The 21,987-nt window shown below is 59.1% G+C and carries 24 protein-coding genes; 2 read left to right on the forward strand and 22 right to left on the reverse strand.

What is annotated here, in order from left to right:
* Positions 1–59 precede the first annotated feature (59 nt).
* The 3 genes from OO258_RS26775 to OO258_RS26785 form a co-directional block, all read right to left on the reverse strand.
* Complete coding sequence (locus OO258_RS26775) at positions 60–776, reverse strand: hypothetical protein (protein WP_266034847.1); 717 nt, start codon at positions 774–776, stop codon at positions 60–62.
* A 180-nt stretch (positions 777–956) separates the two neighbouring features.
* Positions 957–1,130: a hypothetical protein gene (locus tag OO258_RS26780; protein ID WP_266034784.1), complete on the reverse strand. Its 174-nt coding sequence runs from the start codon at positions 1,128–1,130 to the stop codon at positions 957–959.
* Positions 1,131–1,190: 60 nt separating this feature from the next.
* Entirely contained in the window at positions 1,191–1,436 is a 246-nt protein-coding gene (locus OO258_RS26785; RefSeq protein ID WP_266034787.1) for a hypothetical protein, read from the reverse strand.
* 312 nt (positions 1,437–1,748) lie between these two features.
* On the opposite strand from OO258_RS26785, the gene OO258_RS26790 reads away from it, so the two are divergent.
* Positions 1,749–2,012 (forward strand): accessory factor UbiK family protein, encoded by a 264-nt coding sequence (locus tag OO258_RS26790; RefSeq protein WP_266034850.1) that lies wholly within the window; start codon positions 1,749–1,751, stop codon positions 2,010–2,012.
* 63 nt (positions 2,013–2,075) lie between these two features.
* On the opposite strand, the gene OO258_RS26795 is transcribed toward OO258_RS26790, so the two are convergent.
* From OO258_RS26795 to OO258_RS26870, 16 genes are all read right to left on the reverse strand, one after another.
* Positions 2,076–2,543, reverse strand: coding sequence for an SRPBCC family protein (locus OO258_RS26795; RefSeq protein ID WP_266034789.1), 468 nt, complete (start codon positions 2,541–2,543; stop codon positions 2,076–2,078).
* A gap of 19 nt (positions 2,544–2,562) precedes the next feature.
* Positions 2,563–6,030 carry an amino acid adenylation domain-containing protein gene (locus OO258_RS26800; protein WP_266034793.1) on the reverse strand — a complete coding sequence of 1,156 codons (3,468 nt, stop codon included), beginning with the start codon at positions 6,028–6,030 and terminating at the stop codon, positions 2,563–2,565.
* Positions 6,031–6,050: 20 nt separating this feature from the next.
* Positions 6,051–6,980: a diiron oxygenase gene (locus OO258_RS26805; RefSeq protein ID WP_266034796.1), complete on the reverse strand. Its 930-nt coding sequence runs from the start codon at positions 6,978–6,980 to the stop codon at positions 6,051–6,053.
* A gap of 18 nt (positions 6,981–6,998) precedes the next feature.
* Positions 6,999–7,346 (reverse strand): cupin domain-containing protein, encoded by a 348-nt coding sequence (locus OO258_RS26810; RefSeq protein ID WP_266034799.1) that lies wholly within the window; start codon positions 7,344–7,346, stop codon positions 6,999–7,001.
* A complete protein-coding gene (locus tag OO258_RS26815; protein ID WP_266034802.1) occupies positions 7,343–8,119 on the reverse strand; it encodes a DUF3050 domain-containing protein in 777 nt (258 codons plus the stop codon). The genes OO258_RS26810 and OO258_RS26815 overlap by 4 nt, the downstream gene beginning before the upstream one ends.
* 279 nt (positions 8,120–8,398) lie before the next feature.
* Positions 8,399–9,913, reverse strand: coding sequence for an MDR family MFS transporter (locus OO258_RS26820; RefSeq protein WP_266034804.1), 1,515 nt, complete (start codon positions 9,911–9,913; stop codon positions 8,399–8,401).
* Positions 9,903–11,060, reverse strand: coding sequence for an HlyD family secretion protein (locus tag OO258_RS26825; protein ID WP_266034807.1), 1,158 nt, complete (start codon positions 11,058–11,060; stop codon positions 9,903–9,905). The genes OO258_RS26820 and OO258_RS26825 overlap by 11 nt, the downstream gene beginning before the upstream one ends.
* On the reverse strand, positions 11,057–12,532 hold the full coding sequence (locus OO258_RS26830; RefSeq protein WP_266034810.1) for an efflux transporter outer membrane subunit: 1,476 nt from the start codon (positions 12,530–12,532) through the stop codon (positions 11,057–11,059). Before OO258_RS26830 ends, OO258_RS26825 begins: the two co-directional genes overlap by 4 nt.
* 150 nt (positions 12,533–12,682) lie before the next feature.
* Complete coding sequence (locus OO258_RS26835) at positions 12,683–13,417, reverse strand: AraC family transcriptional regulator (RefSeq protein WP_266034813.1); 735 nt, start codon at positions 13,415–13,417, stop codon at positions 12,683–12,685.
* A gap of 12 nt (positions 13,418–13,429) precedes the next feature.
* Positions 13,430–15,127, reverse strand: a complete 1,698-nt coding sequence (leuA, locus tag OO258_RS26840) for a 2-isopropylmalate synthase (protein ID WP_266034816.1) — start codon at positions 15,125–15,127, stop codon at positions 13,430–13,432.
* A gap of 815 nt (positions 15,128–15,942) precedes the next feature.
* Positions 15,943–16,302, reverse strand: a complete 360-nt coding sequence (locus tag OO258_RS26845; protein ID WP_266034819.1) for a LexA family protein — start codon at positions 16,300–16,302, stop codon at positions 15,943–15,945.
* Between the two features lie 75 nt (positions 16,303–16,377).
* Positions 16,378–16,602: a hypothetical protein gene (locus OO258_RS26850; RefSeq protein WP_266034821.1), complete on the reverse strand. Its 225-nt coding sequence runs from the start codon at positions 16,600–16,602 to the stop codon at positions 16,378–16,380.
* A 105-nt stretch (positions 16,603–16,707) separates the two neighbouring features.
* Positions 16,708–17,685, reverse strand: coding sequence for a hypothetical protein (locus OO258_RS26855; protein ID WP_266034823.1), 978 nt, complete (start codon positions 17,683–17,685; stop codon positions 16,708–16,710).
* A gap of 444 nt (positions 17,686–18,129) precedes the next feature.
* Positions 18,130–18,492 carry a hypothetical protein gene (locus tag OO258_RS26860; protein ID WP_266034825.1) on the reverse strand — a complete coding sequence of 121 codons (363 nt, stop codon included), beginning with the start codon at positions 18,490–18,492 and terminating at the stop codon, positions 18,130–18,132.
* On the reverse strand, positions 18,477–18,794 hold the full coding sequence (locus tag OO258_RS26865) for a DUF6527 family protein (RefSeq protein WP_266034827.1): 318 nt from the start codon (positions 18,792–18,794) through the stop codon (positions 18,477–18,479). The genes OO258_RS26860 and OO258_RS26865 overlap by 16 nt, the downstream gene beginning before the upstream one ends.
* The gene (locus OO258_RS26870; protein ID WP_266034830.1) at positions 18,791–19,279 is read right to left on the reverse strand and encodes a glycoside hydrolase family 104 protein; all 489 of its coding nucleotides are present in this window, start codon (positions 19,277–19,279) and stop codon (positions 18,791–18,793) included. Before OO258_RS26870 ends, OO258_RS26865 begins: the two co-directional genes overlap by 4 nt.
* 105 nt (positions 19,280–19,384) lie before the next feature.
* Here OO258_RS26870 and OO258_RS26875 point away from each other — a divergent pair, with 105 nt between their 5' ends.
* The gene (locus tag OO258_RS26875; protein WP_266034833.1) at positions 19,385–19,684 is read left to right on the forward strand and encodes a hypothetical protein; all 300 of its coding nucleotides are present in this window, start codon (positions 19,385–19,387) and stop codon (positions 19,682–19,684) included.
* Here OO258_RS26875 and OO258_RS26880 read toward each other — a convergent pair.
* The 3 genes from OO258_RS26880 to OO258_RS26890 form a co-directional block, all read right to left on the reverse strand.
* A complete protein-coding gene (locus OO258_RS26880) occupies positions 19,681–20,277 on the reverse strand; it encodes a tail fiber assembly protein (protein WP_266034838.1) in 597 nt (198 codons plus the stop codon). The two genes, OO258_RS26875 and OO258_RS26880, sit on opposite strands and share 4 nt — an antisense overlap.
* Entirely contained in the window at positions 20,277–21,065 is a 789-nt protein-coding gene (locus tag OO258_RS26885) for a phage tail protein (RefSeq protein WP_266034840.1), read from the reverse strand. Before OO258_RS26885 ends, OO258_RS26880 begins: the two co-directional genes overlap by 1 nt.
* A gap of 100 nt (positions 21,066–21,165) precedes the next feature.
* On the reverse strand, positions 21,166–21,987 hold an 822-nt coding region (locus OO258_RS26890; protein WP_266034843.1), incomplete at its 5' end, for a hypothetical protein.

Here is a 21,987-nt window from a genome sequence, read left to right on the forward strand (position 1 = left end):
CCGCCCGCGCGGCGCGCGATCTCACCGCCACCCAACCTCCCATGGCGGACACCTTCCACTCAAGGCCGCATGAGTGGCTCGATCCCGATCCATTTCTTAACGGGGTGATAGCAGAGCTTCAGCGGCGGAATCTGCACCTTGCGGCCCTGCACATCCAGTGCCCCCAGATGAATCGTCCACTTGGAATCTGCCTCGAACTTGTCCGTCTGAAAGATCACGTAAGCCGAGCCATAGCGCTTGTTGTTGGTCATCCTGGGAATCATCCGGTGCACTTCATCGCTGTTGATGTCATATGGCGATGGCCGGGCGGTCTTCACATTCACCAACGGAAAGTCGTAGGTCTCGTTGGTGCCCAAGTACACCTCGGGCCGCGCATTCAGGCGCGAGCCGTCTTCAAAGGTGATGTAAGCCTGACGGCTGTCATACAGCACCGGTATCGGCGGTTCGCCACGCTTGGAATCAGTCGATGGCCGTTGGCGGTCTTTGTTGTAGGCGATCATTTGCACAAAGAATTCCTGCCGCGAGTACTTCTCGCCCGGGTACTGCACGTACAGGCTTTGCTCATAGCGCTTTTCGCCCCATAGGGCGGCATGGTCGTAGAGGTAGGTTTCCAGGTAGAGGGTGGTCTCCCCCTGCGGGCCTGGCACTTTGAACTGGAACTCGGATTCGCAAAGGTCCGCGTAGGCGGCGCGTTCGCGTTTCCAGGGGACGCAGGCGGTCAACGAAGCTGCGGCCAGCAGCAGCATGAGAGAAAGTGTGCGTTGCAGGTTATTCATGACCGGCCCTGGTCCAGATGCGAATGGATCAGTTTCGAGGGCTGGGTCGCGCAAGTCCATGCTGACCCTTTGCCATTATCGCGAGACAGACAGCACACCCTGCAACCGCTCTGGATGTGACCACCATCCCGCAACCGGATTTGCTAAGATCGCGGCTTTTCCGCTGGGTGAACTGCATGTTCACCCGAGCCATTTGCAGCCTGCTGGTCGACAGCTCGTCGAATAATTGGAGCGCAGCGCTGCATTGCGCCATAGCACGCCCGCTACAAGCAGGCTGGTCAAGGCGAAAGACCAGCAGACGAGCGCCTTGGTCCTGCCTGGTAACTTTGCGTGTTCAGCGATCAGATGCAGCATGACTCTTCCTGACTCATTTCGGAGCAAACCGTTGACGCCAGGAAGCGTATCAGGCTTTTTTCAGAAGTAGCCGTCCTGGCTTCCGGAGCAGCAACCATAGCTGTCTTGGTTAGGATCGGGGAATTCCAGCGGGCCGATATCGATCCTTGCAACCGGCCCGTCGGGAAGCGTGATAATCACAGGCACGGTGCCGCCACCGCCATACCAGACACCTGCGCCCGAACCCGCGCTCGCGCCGCTGTCGGGGTCTTCGACGAACTCCGCCTGGCTGGCAGTAACGCTGTTGATGGAGAGGGTCCAGTGCACGGCAGCTACGTTGCCCGAATAGACGCTAGTAATCATTTCGAAGGGTACTAATTGCAGATCAGGCGCCAGCCAATGTTCCGGGTAAGCCGCATCTGGCGTGTTCTTGAAGTAACGATCGATAACCTGTTCAGCCAGGCTGTTTTACAGGTTCTTCAACGCGTCAGAGTTGATGATTCCGGCCAGGCTCAACACGGCACCCGCGCCGACCAGCACGGAGGACGCTGCCCCGGCACCGGCACCGGCCACGGCCAAACGCCAAATGGCTGCGAGCTACATTGCGGGCCATTTCCCAGTTTCAGTGGACAGTCGAACATGCTTGCGCCCAAAGCCCTTCTTGACGCCCTCAGCGACCAGGCTTCACGCCTGCTCAGCGGCGATACCCCCCAGCCCCGAGCCGAACTGGAAAGCCAATTCAAGGTGCTTATGCAAGGTGCCTTCAGCAAGCTGGACCTGGTCAGCCGTGAAGAATTCGATAACCAGATGGTCGTTCTGGCGCGCACTCGCGCGCGCCTCGAAGCCCTGGAGAAGCAAGTCGCCGAGCTGGAAGCGCGGATGGCGCCGACGGCGCAGGAATAACACTGCCAAAAAAAGGCCCGCGCCTTCAATGAACACGCGGGCCTCGGTGCAACGCCGTTACAGTCAGGCAAACATCTGTTTGACGTTGTTCATCGCCCCGTCTGCAAACCCCTGCAAGAACGCCTGGAATGCGGGCTGGTCCTGCGGGCCGCCGGTATAAGGCTCACCGATGATGGTCCAGGTCGCCACCGACTGGCCCGGGCCCTGCTCTTGAACCTCCATGCGGGCCCAGAGGTTACCGATATTCAGCGAGGTATAGATCAGCGACCAGGTCATGACCATGCGCTGGTCGTCGTGGGTGTTGAGCTGCTCGATCACCACGTTGCCGTCCTTGAACAGCTTCTTGCGTACCGAACGCACGCCGGTACCGGTCATTTCGATATGTGAAAGTGCCGGAATGAAGACCGGGAAACCGGCAAAGTTGCCCACGATATTCCACACGCTTCGGGCATCGGCATTCACCGAAATAGAGGCCACCACGGGCTCGCCAACAGGGTTCTGGATCAGGGTATCGGGTTCGCAATGTTGCATGTTCAGCTCCTTTGATTAGTCAGATGAAGTCGATTTCTTTCAAGAACTCGCACCCTAGACGCAATAGCGTCGGGCTCTTTGCCGGGTATTCCTCGCCCATGATGCCGATGCCTTGGCGGGCGTTGCCGTGTTCGATCAACGAAATGTCACCGATGTCTTCTTCGAACCCATTGAGGTAGAAGCCGACCACGCCAAACAGCGCGTTGTCACTTTCAATGGTCGATAGACGCCGCTGCCAATCGCTGATCGTGACCCATTTGAAGTCGTGGCCCATGGGGCGAAACGCTTCCACGTAGGTGTCCCAGCTCAAGGGTTGCGGGTTGTGCAGGTTGAACACAGCCCGGTTGCTGGTGTGGCGGCTGGCATGGAAACCGATGAACCGAGCCAGGAAGTCGACCGGCATCAGGTCGAAGTTCAGCGACAGCTGCGGCACCTCCTTGAGTTGCAAAGACCCCTTGAGCATCAGCATCAAACGGTTCTGGTGTGGCTGACAGACGCCGGTACGGGTATTGAAGGCGATGTTGCCGGGGCGGTACAGGTTTACTTTCACCCCCCGTTCGCTGGCATTCCACAGGATGCGTTCGCCTACCCATTTGGAAAGGTTGTACCCGTTACGGATATAGATCGGGGGGGTCGCCGCAGGGGGGGTCTCCAACACGCGACCATCGCTGTCGACGCTACTGGACGCCGACAGGGTCGAGATGAAGTTGAAGATTTTCTTGCGCCGCCCTTCGCACAATTTCAGGCACTCGATCACGGGCGCGACGTTGTCTTTGACCAATGACTCATAGTCGAGCACGTGGTTGACATTGGCAGCGTTGTAGATCAGTACGCCGTACTCCCGATCAAGCCGCTCGTACTCTTCGGCGCCCAGCCCCAGCATCGGTTGACTGATATCGGCTGCCAGAACGCGCACGCGGCTCATGTCCAAGTGTTCCAGGCGGTTGTCGACCAATGCCTGATCGAAACGCTCTTGCGCCGATTGACCCGCGCTGGCACGCACCAGGCAGGCCACTTCAGTGGACCCCAGCTCCAGCAACGCTTCGACGATATGCACGCCGAGGAAGCCATTGGCCCCGGTGACAATGACCTTGTGCAGGTCGCCCATCTGGCTGAGCGGCAGAATATCGAGCGCGACACTGAGATTGGCATCGGCCAGCGCCCTGGGGCTGACAATGGCATCAGCGATATCCTCCTCGGCGAGCAGGCGGTCCAGGTTGGCAAGGGTGGGCAGTTCGATGAAACGGTTGATCGACACCCCTTTGCCGAACGAATCGCGGATGTCCATGAGCATGCGCGAAAGCAGGATCGAGTGCCCACCCAGGTTGAAGAAGCTGTCATCCAGGCCGATCTCGTCGGCATCGATTTCCAGCAAGCTCGCCCAGATGGACAACAGCTGCTGCAGACCCGCGCTCAGGGGCTGCTCGCGCACCTGCCGTGGGCGGCTGTCGTCGGGCAATAGGCGTAATGCCTTGCGGTCGACCTTGCCGTTAGCGGTTGCCGGGAAGGTGTCCAGCAGACGCCACCGCGACGGGCGCATGTAATCGGGCAGGTGCTTTTCGGCATGGGCCTGCAATGCCAGTTGGGCACGCTGTGCATCCAGCGTTCGCGGCTCGGCGAAAAACGCCACGATGCGGCGCTGCTCATCGATGACCACGGCCAGCTGCGCAAACAGGTTGCTGCCGCGCAGAACGTGCTCGACCTCTTCGGGCTCGACGCGAAAACCGCGGATCTTCACCTGGTTATCCAGCCGCCCGATGATTTCCAGGCCTTCCCTGCCCCAACGCGCCAGATCGCCGGTGCGATACAGCCGCTCACCCTGCAACCCGCCAGCACCAGGCAAATAGCGCTCCAAGGTCGCACCGGGGTTGTTCAGGTAGCCCAGCCCCACCCCTGGCCCGGCGATGTAGACCTCACCGCTTTCGCCTTGGGCTACCGGTATACCCTGCTCGTCCAGCAGGTAGAGCCGGGTATTGGCGATCGGCATGCCCAGCAGGCGATTGGAATCGCCTGGGCGCATCTCTCTGCTGGTCGCCAGCACCGTCGTCTCAGTAGGCCCGTAGATGTTGTGCAAGTGGCAATGCGCACCCAGGCCATCGATGACATGCGGCTCGCACACATCACCGCCGGTCACCAGGTGACGTATGCCGTGCAGGCTTTCCAGCGGCATGATGCTGAGCAAGGCAGGCGGAAGGAAGGCATGGCTGACTTCAGCCTGCCCGATCAACAACGCCAGGGCAGCGGGATCGCGGCGTTGATCTTCGCTGGGCACGACCAGGCAACCGCCAGCGATCAAGGTCGGGAAGATGTCCAGCATGGAGGCATCGAAGTTGATCGTCGAAAACTGCAACGCGCGGGTCTGCGGACCGACCTGGACGTGCTCGCCATACCAGGCACAGAAATGGCTGAGGTTGGCCACCGAAAGAAGCACCCCTTTGGGCGTTCCGGTCGTGCCTGAGGTATAGATGGCCACGCAGGCGCGCTGATCATCCCATAGGCCCCGCATCAGCGACTGATCGGCTGCCAGGGCAATGGCATCATGGCCGCCGACACCTCGATGGACCGTGCTCAGCTGGCTGACATCCAGCCCCTGGCAGGCATCGAGCGCTACCACGTTACCCTCGTGGATGATGACTTTTGCCTGGGCGTGCTCGACGATCATGGAGCGCCGCTCGGCGGGGTGCTGCGGGTCGAGCGGCAGATAGACCGCCCCGCAACCCAACACGGCCAGAATCGAAGCGTACAGTGCCAGGCCCTTGCCCAGGGCGACGGCTACCACCGCCTGGCCGTCGTGTTCATCCAGCAGCGGCAACAACCGTTCCTGGATCGCGACACTCATGGCATGCAGTTCGCGGTAACTGATGTAACGCCCCTCGACCAGCAGGGCCGGCGCGTCTCGATGCGTCACCAGGCTGCCAGCCAGGCGCTGGATGAACGAGACGGCGGCCGCCTCTCGGATAGGCGGTACGGCCGTCATGTTGCAGCGGTGAGCAAAGGCCAGAGCGTCCAGCCTATCAAGCCCAACCAACGCTTCGGACGGCAAAGGCCGCAGGCGCGCCTGGCTAAAATAGTCTTCATTGCGCGAGTAGCCGCCGACATGCGCTGCCGTCGCCTCGATCAGCTCCCGCAAGGCATTGGCCACCAGGTCGGCGCCGTTTCCAGATGCTTCACCAGCGACCTCCAGCACCTCCAGGGACCGCCAGGGCCGGTTGCCTTCACGGGTGATCAGGTGCATCTGCAGGCTCGCCATGGGGTTGCCAGGCCCCTCGTCGGCCACCCGCAGGGAGATCTGCCGAGTGCTGCCCTGCTCTGGCCAGGCGGCCAGGGTCGCGTCGTCGATAATCAGATCCGAGGCGTGCAATTGCCAATGGTCGAAGCTGGCGGGGGTTTCCAGCAGATGGACCTGATGGCCCATCTGGCGCAATTCGCCGGCCAGGCGGGCGAGCCCCCGGCTGCTTCCGCACAGCAGAATCTCTAAACGTCTCATCGGAGTTCCTTGCGTTGAAGTCAGCGCCGGTACGCGGCCAGGGCAGCCTGTACGGCTGGATCTTCGAGCATCGTGCTCGTCTGGAAAAACCGCATGATGTTGCCCACCAGGGGGTGCCCGGCAGTGATGGGGAAAGCCATGGCCTCAACCTCTTCGCGCAAGGCCACCTTGACCTGCTCGGTGGTGTCCAGGCTATCGACCAGCAGCAGGTCGAAATGCTTCTGGATGTCGTTGGTCAGGTAATGCTGCATAAACACCGGCAAGATAGAGGCGATGGTGGCACGGTCATCTGCCGATGCAGTGCTCCAGTAGATACGCGTCAGACGCGCCCAGAAACTGGAGTGTCGCCCCTCATCGGACAGGTGATCGGCCATCAGGCCTTTCACCGACTCCTTGACGGTGTCGTCGCGAGCGAATGCGGCCACATCATTGGTAAGGGTATTTTCGGCGACGGCCACGCAAATCAGCTCGACCGCAGCTTTCAGGTGGTCCGGCGCCATTTCCATCGCTTTGGGGATCGAACGGCTCAGCTCGATTTCCTGAGGCAAGGAAATGGGCTCGATCCCGGTAAGCTCGATGGTTTGCTGCAAGTAGTCCATTGCCACCAGCGCGTGGTAATCCTCGTCGACGACAACGGTCATGGCGTCATAGCGACAGGCAAACGGAAAGCGGATCGGGAAGTTGTCTTTGGCGATACTGCGCGCCGTCTTGTCGACAATCTCCGTTTCGAAAATCACTACGTCATTAATAAACTTATACAAACTTTGTACGAGGGCGAAATCCCTGAGCTGTGGGCACTTCTGCAAAAACACTTCGCTGGTTACCAGCGGCTGACGGCTGGTCGGGTAGATCAACTTTCCGTCATCTTCCACTGTTCGCCTTGGCCGCGTACGAATGGTCGCGCGACGCTCCCATATTTCGGCGAAGGATTGATATTCCTGTGCATTCATCTGCTTGCGTCCCGGCATTCAGTAGTAATGAACCTCAAACAACAGACAGCCCGTTTCCGAATGAAATGGCCCGTGCTCGGTGTCCGCTTCGCGGTAGAAGTAACTGCCCTCACCGTAGGCCTTGAGCGGACGACCGGGAGCCGCCTGTTCAACTTGGTCGCCTTCGATCAAATACACTTCTTCATGGTAATCATGGGTATATATTTCGCGCGTTCCGCCACCTGGCGCGAAACGCACCAGGCGCGTGCGCACGCCCGTACGGGTTGTTGCATCCAGTGTGTCCTTGAATACCGTCAGGGTGATGCCGCGTTCGCTGGGGACCGCTTGCCATACCGCCTGGTCCTGCTCGATGACCGCGAACTTCATGCGACACACTCGACCGCTTGCTCCGCCATTTCCGCGCGCAGCTCGTCCCACAGCACACGACGGCTGTCCACTGCGGCAATGGCAGCCGCATACATTTCCTGTTGACGCTGGGCATCGCCCTTGACTAGGCGCTCGAGCAGTTTTTCGGCTGCCGGGCCGTGATCATCGGAGTCCACGTCGATATGCCGTTGCAGGTAATACCGGAAGGTCGGTGCCTGATCGATGCCGATGTCCCAGTCATCGAGAATGGTCTGGAACATGCGGGGGATTACGCTTTCGCGCCCGTGCAGGAAGGCCGCGGCTACCTCGTGAGGCTTGGCATTGACGGCCGTTTCGATGGTGTTGGAGACAAAGCGCACTGCCGCCGGAGAAGCCTGGCAACGGTGCAGGGCATCCTGCAGGTTTTCGCCGTCGCGCATCAGCTGGACGAATTGCTCGACGCACGCGGTACTGGCACCAATCTCATGCATGGCATGCAGGTACAGCTCGAAGTGGCTGTAGTGCCCACCGCTGAGGTTCTGGTCGGACTCCTCACCCAGAACGATTTCGTTTATCAGGTGCGCTGCGGCCGGGTCCACTGGCGGCAACCACGGTAGCGAAGTGCAGGTCAGCTCCTGTTGCAGGCGCTTGGTCAGCGACATGAAATCCCAAACTGCGAAAACATGTGTCTCCATGAAAGTCCGCAATACCGGCAGTGAACCGATTTCAGCGAAGATCGGATGGTTTCCAAGTTCGGACTTCTTGTTCTCAAGAACGGCTTTCTGATCGTACATGATTACCTCGCTCAACAGGTTATTTGTAACTGAAGCTGTTTTTTATTTCGCCGACCTCTGCAGGCACCGAAAAACTATGCCATCACAAGTTACAAATCAACTACAAATAAATGAAAATTTCAAACTTTCTTAAACCACCAAGCACGACAAAAAGGCAACTTAATCATAAGCCACCTGCGTCATAATCTGTCGCCATATCAAACTATTGTTAATCACTAATGCATGGGCAATCCATTGCAGTCGCTCCTTGGTTAGCACTTGTAATCACGTTGATCGCAGCTACTTGGCCCGCTGCGTGCGCAATATGAGCGCTGCGACTGCGCACCCGATCAGCGCCAGGGAAGAAACATAAAAGGCATCGCTGTAAGCCATCAGGTAGGCTTCACGACGCACCGTGGCTGCCAACACTTCGAGTATCTTTTGCTGCGCCGGCAACCACGTCTGCAACGTCTGCCCCAGCCGCTCCTGCAGCCCTGGCGAAAACGCCGATACATGCTCGTAAACGCGCTCGCTGTGAAAACGTTCACGCGTTGCTACCACCTGGGTAAGGGCCGCGGTGCCAATCGCTCCGCCAAGGTTGCGCAACATCGAGAAAACCGCCGACGCCGAACCCGCCTCACGCTTGTCCAGCCCGGCCACCGCCAGCACCGAAAGCGCCACCATGATGAAAGGCTGTCCGATACCCCGCACCACCGTGGACGGAATGATGACGTTGTCCGCGCTGTCCGCGGTCAGGCCTGCGCCCAGCCAGCAGCCCAGCGCCATGATCAGAAAGCCGCTGGCTACCATGAATTTGGCGCTGGTCCAGGCCATCAGGCGTGGCATGAGCGGTGCCAATAACAGCTGCACCACGCCGTAGGCAATCAGTGCAACACCCACATCGCTGGCGCTGAAACCCTGCAACTGGGACAGATAGTTGGGAACCAGAAAGACCAGCCCGAATGTCGCAGCACCGAAAACGAACATGGCAACGCTGGCAACGCCGAAGTTGTAATGTCCAAGCAGCCGCAGGTTGATGAACGGCTGCTTACCGTAGAGCTGCGTGCCCACGAACACCACCAGCGCGATGGCTGCGACCACAGCCATGGCCAGGATGTAGCGCGAACTGAACCAGTCCAGGCGCCCGCCTTCTTCCAGGACGATCTGCAGCCCACCCAGGCCCAGCACCATGGCCGTGATACCCAGCCAGTCGCCCTTGCGCAACAGTTCGAGCTTCATGGGCCTGGCTTCGATCGACCAAGATATGGCTGCCAGCAGCGCGATGCCAGGTACCAGCTGCAGGTAGAAGATCCATCGCCAGGAATAGGCGTCCGTCAGCAAGCCCCCGATCGAAGGCCCCGCCGCCTGGGCGACGCTGTTCGCCAGGCTGAACAACGCCATCCCCATGGCCATCTTACTCGCTGGCAGTTCGGTGATGATCAGCTGGAATGAGAGCGGGATGAGGACGGCGCCGGCAGCCCCCTGGACGACGCGGATGATGATCATCGCCTCAAGGTTTGGCGCCCACGAGCAGGCGATGGAGGCCAGCAGAAAGATGAACGACCCCGTCCACATCACCCGGCGCATCGAAAAGACTTCGACCAGCCACGCCGTTAAGGGAATCATGACAATCTCGGCGACCAGGTAAGCGGTGGAGATCCATGAGCCTTCTTCGAAACTGGCGCCCAGCGAGCCGCGGATTTCCGGTAGCGCTGCGCTGGTCACGTGCACATTCATGCCCGCCATGAAGCAGCCGAACAAGCCGCCCAGCACCGCTACCCAGGCGCGCAACGAGACCGCTTGCTCACTGCTCATCAGCAGACTCCGTTGGCCGCGTATCGACGGTGGTCACCACCGACATGCCCGGCAGGATCGGCTGCCCGCTCACAGGTTGGTCCAGCAGGATCCGCACGGGAAAACGCTGAACGATCTTGGTGAAGTTGCCCGTGGCATTGTCCGAAGGCAGCAGTGCGAACACATTGCCCGACGCGGGCGAGAAACTCGCCACTCGCCCGCGCAGCTCGCGCTCCGAAAAGCTGTCGACGCTGATCCGCACTGGTTGGCCCGGTTGCATGCGGGCCAGCTGGGTTTCCTTGTAGTTGGCCACGATGTAGGTCTGCTGCAATGGCACCACCGCCAGCAGCGGCTGGCCGGCCACCACATGCTGGCCGGCACGTACCCGACGCTGCCCGACAACGCCCTCGATCGGCGCACGAATCAACGTGTCCTGTTCATCCTGCTCGGCCAGCACCAGACGGGCCTCGGCACTGGCCTGCCCAGCCTGACGGCGCTTGACTTGGGCGTCGGCATACGCCGCCTGGGCCTTGGCCATCAACAGCTGCGAACGACGCTCGCGCAACTGCGCCTGGGCGCCCTGCCACGCTGCCTGCGCCTGCGCAGCGCTGGCGTTGGCTTTTTCCAGGCGCTGCAAGGTCGCCGCACTGTCGCGCACCAAGCCCTTGTAACGCGCCACATCCAGTTCGCTGCGACGGCGCTCGGCAGCAGCGCTTTGCAGCATCGACTGCGCCTGCACGATCGCCTGCCGCTGTTGCGCGATGCGTTCGCCAGCCACCTGAGAAAGCGCCTGGGCCGCCGTGAAGGCGGCGCCTGCTTCAGCCACGTCGGCCTTGGCCTGCTCCAGGCGCGCGCGGTAGTCGCGGTCCTGCAGGCGTACCAGCACATCACCTGCTTTAACTGGCTGATCGTCTTCCACCTCGACCTTGGCGACGTAACCCGCCACGCGCGAACTCGACGTCACCCAGTCAGCGCGCACATAAGCGTCATCGGTGGTCTGTAGATAGCGCCCGACGCTGTACCAGTAAATGCCGAAAACCATCACTGCAACCAGCAGCAAGCCGCCCCCGCCGTATAACGCCAGCCTGCGCTGGGCCTGCTTGCGAGATACAGCATCATCCTGGCGCCCGTCGTTAGCGAGCGTCTGTTCATCCACGGCAACATTCATGGTCGTTTTTCACTCTCGGCAGCTAACCCTTGGGCCGTGGTCGGTGCTGCGGTGTCCTGCCAGCCTCCGCCCAGGGCCCGGAACACGTTGATCTGGGCACGTGCAAGCCCACCCAGGGCTTGCACATGGCGATCGCGTACGCTGATCAAATCACGCTCGGCATCGAGCAATTCCAAAGCATCGAGGGCCCCGGCCCGGTAATTCACCAAAGCCAGGTCAAAGCCTCGCTGGCTGTGTGCCAGTGCTGACTGCAGCGCCAACGCACGTTGCCGCTCGCCGTCGAAGTGGGCCAACGCCTGGCGAACGTCCTTGAGCGCCGCCAGGGCCGCCCCCCGGTACTTCGCAACGGCAGCTTCCCGCAGGGCTTGTGCCTTGCTCACCCGTGCACGGTTGGCCTTGATGTTGGGAAACTCCCAACGGATCAGCGGCCCGATGGCGAACACCACCGCACGGCTGTCCCCCAGATTGGAAAGGTGATGATCGGACGACGTCAGCGAAGCGCCGAAACTCACCTTGGGATACAGATCGGCCCTCACGATGCTCACATCCAGCGCCGCGGCCTGAAGCTCACGCTCAGCCTTGCGCACATCCGGGCGGCGTTCCAGCAGATGCCAGCCATCGCCCGCCGGCAGCGGTGCATCCAGCGAAGGGATCGTCCGGCAAGTTGCCGATTCAGCAGCAGCCGCTGCGGGGTCCTGACCACTGAGCATGGCCAGTTCGTACAACGCCATACGCCGGCGCGCCTCAAGCATCGGCAAGCTCGCCTTGACCTGCTCACGCAGGCTCAGCAGGCGCTGGCTATCGAGCTCGGTGGCAACCCCGCCCTGTAGCTGCCGCTCGCTCAGTTGCAGGCTCCTGTCCAGCGTCTGCATGGACTGCTGGGCCTCCTGAATGCGCGCACCGTAGACACATTGATCGATATAGGCGCGGCTGGTTTGCGCCACGACCTCCAGGCGCATCAACCCCCAGGCCTCACGCGACGCATCGGCCTGAGCCTTGGCCCGTTCGATTTCGTTTCGTACTTGCCCCCATAGGTCGACCTGGTAGGCCAGCTCGATGCCAGGATTGAACGTCCACTGGGACGGCGCATGGCTGTCAGTCGCCTCGGCCAGCGTCTGGTCGTCGGCGCTCTTGCCGTAAGTCGCGGCAAAGGTGGTGGAAGTGGATGGCCAGCGCTGTGCGTCGAATTCATCGATACCAGCCAGCAGGGCGCGAACGTTTGCCTCGGCTTGCGCCAAGTCCTGATTGCGCGCCAGTGCCCGCTGCACCCAGTCATTGAGCTGCGGATCGCGGTACAGCATCCACCAGCCCTCAGACAAGGCTTGCCGACTCACCCCGGCGGGCAGCCCGCTGAGTGCGTCGGCCTGCAGCGTCTGCGCAGGCGGGGCCAGCGGAGCATGCGCAGTGCAAGCCGCCAAGAGGACAAGGGAGCAGGTAAGTGCCGGAAACGGCAATAAACGCGATACAGGCATCACGGGATGTCACGTCTGGGAGAGTGATGCCAGATTAACGAGCGAGGCTAGGCACTTCTGCCGTAAGCCGGACAACCACACACGCAATCGGGACAACCTTTGCCAGGCGGCGAACCGGGTGTTGCGCCCGGCTCCCCTCAGCCCTTGGGTTCAATGAGCGCGTGCAGCGCTGGTCTCCTGAACGCTGACCTGCCAGTCACTGGGCGTGTAGCCCAAGATGCGCTTGAACACCGCGGAAAATGCGCTTGCACTCTGGTAGCCATGCTCCAGGGCGACGTTGATGATCGGCATGCCATCAGCCAGGCAACGCTGGCTGAGCATCATCCGCGTGCGCGCACGCCATTCGCCGTAAGACATCCCCACTTCCCGCTGGAACAGCCTGGCCACACTGCGGGAACTCATGTTCAGTTGCTCGCCGCACTGCTCGAGCGTCACGTCCTGCGCGGGGTCATCGAAGAAGTGTTCACACCAGGCGCGCAGCCTCGCATGGTGTGGCACCGGTACGAACGCGTTGATCCGCTGCGCCGCTTCCAGCTCGCGCTGGATCAGCGCCCGAACGTGTTCGCCCAGCGACTCGTCGCGCTGCCCGAGCATGCGTGAAGCCGCCAGAATCAGCTCGCGCAACAAGCCGGAAACCACGATTACCTGGCAGTGGTCGACCCGCGAGCTCAGCAGCAAGGTGCGCATGGAGACATCGCCTTCCATGCGGATCTCGTGGCTTACCCCCGCTGGCACCCACAGCGCGTGGCCGTAGGGGATCACCCAGCTGCCACCGTCGCTGCTCACTCGCATCACACCCCTGGCGGCGTAGATCAGCTGATCATCGGCGTGGCAGTGGCTGGCCACCACCTCACCGTGCCCGTAGTCCATTCCTAACGCTTCCATGCCGCTAGTGCCTCAGGCCGTGACGACAGCGTTGCCCAAAGGCTTGAGCAGGCCCTGGCGAGTTGCCCTGCAAACGGCACTGACCAGTGCCTGCAGCGAGGCCTGGAGAATGCTGTTGTCTCTGCCGACTCCGAACAGCAGTTGACTGTTGACGCGGATCTCCACGTAGGCAATCGCTTCGGCCTGGGCGCCATCACGTACCGCATGCTCATGGTAGTCAGCGATGTCGAAATGCAGGCCGTGCGCGGCGAAGGCGTTGACCAGCGCGGCCAGCGGCCCGTTACCCTCACCGCTCAATGGCAAACGGCCGCCGTCGAAGAGCAATTGCGCATTCACGTAGGTAGTGGCTTCGTCACTGGTGAGCATGGGCTGGGTCAGTATGTAGGGCTTGCCCTGCTGCAGATAATTCTCGTTGAAACAGGACAGGATCATGTCGCTGGTCACTTCCTGGCCCTTGGCATCGGCAACACGCTGCACCAGGCCGCTGAACTCCATCTGCAGGCGACGCGGCAGCACGATGCCCTGCTGTTCCAGCAGGTACGCCACCCCGCCCTTGCCCGACTGGCTGTTGACCCGGATAACGGCCTCGTAGCTGCGCCCCATGTCGGCGGGGTCGATCGGCAGATAGGGGATTTCCCAGTAGCCATCAGGGTTGTCGCGACGGTGCGCGAAGCCTTTCTTGATCGCGTCCTGGTGGGAGCCGGAGAAAGCGGTGAACACCAGTTCACCGGCATAGGGATGGCGAGGGTGCGTGGGCAGCTGGTTGCAATACTCGACCTCACGCTGGACATGGATGATGTCCGAGAAGTCCAGCTCAGGGCTGATACCACTGGTGTACAGGTTCATGGCCAAGGTCAGGATATCGACGTTGCCAGTGCGCTCGCCATTACCGAACAAGGTGCCTTCGACCCGTTCCGCACCGGCCAGGCAGGCCTGCTCGGCAGTGGAAACCCCGGTTCCACGATCATTGTGCGGGTGCACGCTGATGATCACGCTGTCACGATGGCTCACATGCCTGCAGAACCATTCGATCTGGTCGGCGAACACGTTTGCGGTAGACACTTCGACAGTGGTGGGCAGGTTGAGGATCATCTTGTGGGATGGCGTCGGCTTGTACTCGGCGATCACCGCATCACAGATTTCCAGCCCGAAATCCAGCTCGGTGAAACAGAACGTTTCAGGCGAATACTGATAGGTCCACTGGGTTTGGGGATTGGCCTGCATCAGCGCCTTGATCTCACGGGTGGCTTGGGTGGCGATGTCGATACAGCCAGCGCGATCAACACCGAACACCACCTCGCGGAATGCCGGTGCAGTGGCGTTGTAGACATGCACGATCGCCCGCGGCACGCCTTTGAGCGCTTCGAAGGTGCGCTCGATCAGATGCGTGCGCGCCTGGGTCATTACCTGAATGGTGACATCGTCGGGGATGGCGCCGCTTTCGATCAGTTCGCGCACGTAATCGAAATCAGTCTGCGAAGCGGCCGGGAAGCCAACCTCGATTTCCTTGAAGCCGACCTTGACCAGCAGGTCGAAGAAGCGCCTCTTGCGCTCGGCGTTCATCGGCTCGATCAGCGCCTGGTTACCGTCACGCATATCAACGCTGCACCAGACAGGTGCCTTTTGCTGTACCTGACTCGGCCAGGTGCGGTCCGGCAGGTCGACCACGTTGAAATGGCGGTATTTCGTGGAAGGATCCTTCAACATCATGGCGGCGTTCTCCTTGGCCTATCGATGACTGTAATGGGCCGCTGGATGCGGCGACCGTTTAATCAAAGCATTGGATCCAATTTAAACCCGTTGTGGTTTGTCTGGATTGCGTTTTTTTCGCGAAGACGCCACCAGAGATTTACTAAATTGCACGAAATCGCCTAGCAACAGAGATTTCTTGCACCTGGCACAGGAAATCTTTGGCTAACTTTTCATGAAATTTGCAATTCGGGCGATTCACATTCCGGCATTCTGCTGCTCAAGCTCCCGCATGTTCGTACAAACAGACCCGATACCCGCTCCGCAGGGCTTTACAGTCCATAGAAAAACATCGAAGCACTTTTCTCCAGCAGCCCGGGCGCTGCTCACTAGACTTCAGCAAGCCGCAAGAAGCGGCTCCTCTTAAGCGACAACGGAGCGTCCCTTGCCATCTGCAAGAGCGGGTGTAAGCGCTCGAGATTCTCTGATTCCGAATTTCTTGCGTAGAGGGTCGTTGAAATCCGGCGGGGCAAAAAGTGGGGCAAAATTGCCAACCAGAAAAAACGCACAAGCATAAAAAAATCCAGTCACCGCTAAGTGACTGGATTCTTTGGAGTTTTATGGTCGGGACGGAGTGATTCGAACACTCGACCCCTTGCACCCCATGCGTGCAGGACACACCTAAAGCCTTACGGATCAAGGCCTTGAGCGGGCGCTCGCTGCAAACGGTGCCGCACTGTGCAAGACCAATTTTCACCAACCCCCGAAAATCTCCCCACGGGCTTAGGCCCGCATCCGGCTTTCTGCCGACCGTTTCCCTTCCTTTATGCTGCTGCTCACAGCCGACGGTCATGATCCCGGATGCTGTGGGTGACCACACCCCACACCTCGAACCGGTCACCCTCAAGAATGTACCGGGACGGGTACTTCGGATTGTCCGCCATGAGGACAACCTGCCCGTCACGAATGACCATTCGCTTGCAGGTGGCCTCACCGTTTAACGCAGCGATGATGACATGGCCCGATCGAGCCTCAGCCAGGCGGTCGACCACCAGCAGGTCACCTGTGTAGATGCCTGCCCCCTGCATGCTTTCGCCGTCCACCTTGACCAGGTAAACGCTTGGCGTACGTAGGTGGAGCAGTTCGTCTATCGACACCTGCTTGTCGTCGGCTTCAACTGGAAGGGTTGCGGTCATATCGGCTGGCCGTTAACTGTATATACATACAGCACCTTACGGCTGCACATGCCGGTGCAACTGCCGATCGACGGCCTAATGGAGCGGCGGCAGTTCCTTGCCGCGAGCCTTCGCTACAGCACGAAGCTGGTAGTCGGATACCGCCTGGAACAGCGACTCAGCCAGGAGGCGCAGGCGCTCCACCTCCTCCGCCGGCACGCCGCCATCTTGGGCCTGATGATACTCACGCATAGCATCGACTGCCTGCTGTATCAGCGGATCACCAGCCTCGACCATTCCAATGAAGGTGCGCTTGTCCATTGCCTTGCCCCGATCAGTTGATCAGCAAATTGTAGATCATCGCTATATCTCCTGATCGAATTGGGAACAATTAAAAAGTTACCATAACTATCATCCAATACAGGCTTAATTACTTACCCGAATGGTACCATATTGCCCCTGCTGATCAGAGTACATAGTTTTTCCTTCTGAATCCTTAATCGTAATCGTCAGCACCAAAATATTGTGGCTATTCTGGGCTGCCAGTTCAAACTTTTTGGGCAATTCGACATGAAGACCATCTTTTTCCATCGAGCCAGCCTGCAAGATATTATAAATATTATAGAGTTTACCACCCTCTTGAGTAGTTAGCTTTAAGGCAGAATCCTTAAAACATGCTTGGACATTCATATTTTGGCCATTCATACCGCACGAAACAACCGCCTCATAGGGATAATTTGAAATTTTATAATCTCTATCAACGTCAGGCAAAACTCCTGCCACATCGGAGTTCAAGTTAGATACCAGCGTTTGCAGGCCGCTCACCACTTTAGGATCACTTCCAGCACATAGAGACTTCAAGGACGCAAAGTCGCTTTTAACGAGCGGAGCATAGCGGTACGCCATCTCATTCCACTGGTCTTGATTTTTCCTCAAACCTGTAGAGTAGACAGGCCGCTGGTTAAATAGTAGCGTAGACACGACTGCAGGATATACAAATACAAATGCCGCACCGCAGTCAGTCGGAGTAGGTTTAAAATTAGGATCTTCCATATGGGCTTTAGCATACGACCTGTATCCGGCTAAATTGCTTAGGCCTAATACATCAGTCGTGTACTCCGGTATCTCCGCCCCACCATTTTCTTTAACCATTTTGGCGTACATACCAGACATCATCGAAAAGCCTTTGAAACTGTCAAGAGTCGCCCCCTCCCTGAAGCCGCTAATGACTGGCCAGTTTTTGGAAAACTTCAGCTGATCTAAGAAAGAGTTATAAGCCACAAGTTCTGATCCATCAGTGACCTCTTCCCCAAAACTGCCATACTCCGCTGCATCTTGTTCTGCAAGCGCTGGTGCAGCGATCAATGTGAACAAAGCAGCAAGCGAAAGGCTTTTAAAATGCATCGCGATCCCTCAGGTCCATTGGGTGGTGGCGGCAGTTTGCCACCAAAGCTTTCGGCAGGATTTTATGAATCTTTAGCTTCCCAGAAGCTGCGGTGCCAAATAGGAACTAGTCGCAGCTCGAAATAGCTGCTCCAAGTTGTTTTTCATAGCCTATCCGCTGGCGACGCTCAGCCAGCAAAGCCCTCACCTTCAATTCCAAGCTATCGGTATTTCGCAGGCTGGTAGCAGCCCAGGGTGGCACAGCCACCTCCGGCGCGCGGCACGGCACCTGCACAGGCACCTCGACGCGCACATACTGCACCTGCGGCTCGACCTTTCCGGCGCACCCCGTAAGTCCCAGGGTCAGCACCAGCCCGCTCCCACAGGCGAAGCCACGGATTACGTGGGATGCAGCCTCGCAAATACCCATTTCGCTCCCGCAAGTAGGCGAATTTAGTTCCGGCCTCATAGGCCAAGCTCCTTGTCGATAATAGAGGTTGCGGCTGCACACTGGTCACCGCCGGTGCGCTCTTGCTGCAGGCGGTTCGCCGCGGCGTAGTCGAGATCCGCGCTGGCCTTGGCTTCGCTCACTGCCTGCTCTGCCCTTGCCTGGCGCTCACTCGCGGCCAGGGTTAGGTCACCCAACGCCTTGCCCTGCTCCTGTGCCAGGCCTTCGAGGTTGTCGCGGGCCGCGGTGCACGCAGCGACCCGGTCCTGTTCCTCATCGAGTGCCGGGCGGAAGTGGCTGGTCGTGACCCAGACGCCGGAGGCCGCGCCGAGCAGGATCAACAGGCCGGCGCCGATCACCCGGATCACCAGCTGTCCCATGACACCGCCCAGTCCGGCAGGTCGACCGTCTGGCCCGCCAGCTCATGCGTGCAGTCATTCAGGTACTGGATGCGACCATCAGTGACGAAGGAGTGGCAGATAGTCTCCTTGCTGCCCATCCGGTACCGGGAGAGAACCGACGGGGTGAAGGTGGGCGACTCGGCATTACCGTTGTAGCCCCATCGCGGCCCAGGCCCCGCTCCCACGTTCAGGCTGTGAGGGAGATCGCACCCACTACAGAAGAACCAGAGCCAACCATCTTCGCCCCGGCCCAGGCAGCGACCAATCGTCTTGATCGTCATGCCAGCACCCCGCCTAGCTCTTTCCACTTGGCCAAGAGCTTTTCCAACTTGTGCGGGTTCTGTCCGTAGTTGTTCCCGGGAAAACTGGCCCAGATGTTCGAGCACTTGGCGATCGCCTGCTGAATGCGGCCAGCCTTGATGTCGTCCAGCGCACGGCGCTCGCGAATCTGCTGCAGCGCGATACGGTCCTGGTTCTCCGGCGTGAATCCACCCGCCAAGCGCAGGCTGACCCGGTACGCATCCCAGTAACGTTCGAGAAGCTGGTACCGCCCGGCAGCGGTGCTGGTGACCGGCTTGCCGTTGATTGGGAAGGTCAGCTTGCGCCGAGGGTGATCGGCATAGCCCTGAAACAGGCTACCGCCGTACAACACGTTGTAACCGTCGTCGCTCGCCTTGACGGTCGAGGTGCCCTCTGAAAAGGCGATGAGATCCAGAAACCGGAGCACGTTCGCGCCTCCGGCCTGGGATTCGGTGAGTCTGGCCATGGTTTCTCCATGCAAAAAAGGCCGCCAAGTGGCGGAGTGACATCACAACCGTGACAGTGCTACAACACGGAACGTTTTTCGTTCAAATCACGGTGGATTCCCCATATGGGCAACAAAAAACCATTCCCACAAGACATAACTGATCTCATGAATGAGATTGAAAAATCAGTTACTTCAGGCTCATCAGGTCAGCTTCATAAATTTATTCAAAACACTTTTCCTGACCACGCCCCAAATTTCCCAAGTACTACATGGGAAAATTTCATCACCAACTCCTACATTAAACTTTGGGAAAAAGTAAGACACAAAACAGAATTAGAACGTTGGAATCACTTGTTTGAGAGCGCAAAGAAAGCCTGTCTTGCAGACGATCTATTTGTGATCACTATGGATTATTTTGATTAAACGCTCGGAACGACAGGCCAGTCGATCCCATTGGGATAGCCTTCCTGCTCGGGCAAGCGGCTGAGGGCAACGCGGTAGCGCTTCCATTCCTTGAGTAGCACGGCCTCAGCCTCCGTGGCCTCGTCGAGTTCAACGGCGTCCTGCAACGGGGCAATGGCTGCATCGGCCACAGCCCGGCGCTGAGCGGTTTCGGATACCACGGTGCTGAGCAACTGCTCGGCAGCGGCTTGGGCCTTGGTCTCGGCGGTGATCACTTGCGACCAGTCAATCACGCCAGGGGCTGCGGTCAGACGTTCGCCCAGGTCAAGGCCGGGCAACTGTACCTGACCGTCAGCCGGATAAAGGTCGACCGGGAAGCGGGCAGCCTCAGGCGCATCCGCGGCGTGCGGCAGCATCAGGGTCAGCACCAGGTCACCGTTAACGCGCTCAGCCGGAGCGATTACGAACTCACACCCGACCGCTTCAGCAGGCAGGGTCGAACCATCGGCCAACCGGGAGAAGTCCAGGGCAACGCCGTTCACCTCCAGAGTATCGCCAGCCTTGACCAATGCGAGTTGCAGATCAGATCTGACTGGAGAAAGCTTGATGATCATTAGAACCACCTCCCGACTGCTTTCCACGAGTAAACAATATCTGCCGTCGATGCGACATATAGCTGGAACGTTAGCGTTCCGTTACCGCCATTGGCTCGATAGGGAATACATATCACCCTGTACGCGCCTTCTATAACTCCGCCACTCAATTCAACTGGTGCGCTTCCCGCGAAGGCAACCGGCCAGGTGATAGTTGCACCACCGGGAGAAATGTAATGACCGCCGGCTGCGGTTGATACACCACCTGTGTAGGTTCCGGTTCCGAAACAGATCATGAGGCCGCATGCGAACTTTACGTAATGACCATTCGCGTTGCTGCCAATCTCCATGATTGCACCAGTTGGGACGCCACCGCTTTGGCTCACTGTGCCGGTGATATCCGCCACAGCCGCAGCTTTCAGCCCAAGGCCGCTGCGAGCTAAGGCTGCGGTGTTGCCGCCGGTACCACCCTTGTTCACCGGCACCACGTTCTCGGTCGACACCGAGCCCAGACCAGCAAGCGTCGAACCCCAGGTGTTCGCGATGTCGTTGAACTTGTCGGCCAGGGTCTTGGTGTAGCCTTGGACCGGAGTGATGGCGTACGAGCCACCGCTCACCGTAGCTCCTTGGTAGGCCGGCAGGATACTCAGCACAGTACCGCTGGCGATGTTGGTCACTTCATACCAGCGCCCATCCGGGCCGAGGAACGCATCCCCTACCCTGCCGTTTGCCGAAAAGTTGGTGCCAGTGCCGGTCACCGTTGTCTGGCCAGCCGTAATCGCGACTGTGCCGGTTCTATACCAAGGCATAGCTGTCCCCTTTGAGATTATAAAATTCGCGCAACATGACCAGGCGCCTCGTCGAGCGCCCGCCCCTTACTAATTTTGTCGCGCTCTAATACGGCCAGATTTAGTCGTAGTCCGAGATGTCCAGCATGATGTAGTGATAACTGGCGCAGTACGTGTTGGGCACTGGATTGGAGCTGAGCCTGTTGGCATTGTTGTAGGTGTTCACACCCTGCAGCCGGACACTGGTAGCAGAGGGCTTGGTGATCATGCTGGCCGTGATCAGGCCTATCGCTGATGGGTTACTAGGGTCGTCGGGAATGATCTCGTGGAATGACCAAGCCCAAAATACGCACTGGATGACGGCGATTTTTTTGAGAGCTGGATACGATCTATCAGTCGTCGGGAACGAACCATTAGTAGACCTTCCTGAGACTGTTCCCAAAACCCGCATGTATTTCATCCGAGAATCAAAAACCACTGCTCCCGTGGTTTTGTTTTTCACCACCAGTCCGTAGTTGATCGCGAACCTCTGACCTCTGCTCGCGACATCAAAAACGTACACTTCAAAAGGATTGCGGGCGGTGGCCCAAAAGGTCACGCGAAGAACGCCATTGACCAGCTGACCAGACCAACACACCCCGACATTGTTAGCCATCGATAGGGCAATGGTTGGCGTCGTATACCCAGGAAAATCCCTGACTATGTAGTAGATGACGCCGTTCGGGCCGCCTGCTTGGGAAGTGGCCGTCAACGTCAGCCTCTCAACCAGCGCCAAATTGGAGTAAGTGCCATCAATCTGGACAAAGCCATTGGCATGGCGGCGGCAAAAACTGAGTGCAACACCTGACCTTTCCGGTAGGGTGTTGCCATGTCTTATCACGAACTCAGCGTTGAAGAACGCTCCGATATCCAGGTCAGTCTGCTGCGTGGCATGAGCCAGCGC

Source organism: Pseudomonas sp. DCB_BI (assembly GCF_026240995.1).
In the GTDB taxonomy this organism is placed as follows: domain Bacteria; phylum Pseudomonadota; class Gammaproteobacteria; order Pseudomonadales; family Pseudomonadaceae; genus Aquipseudomonas.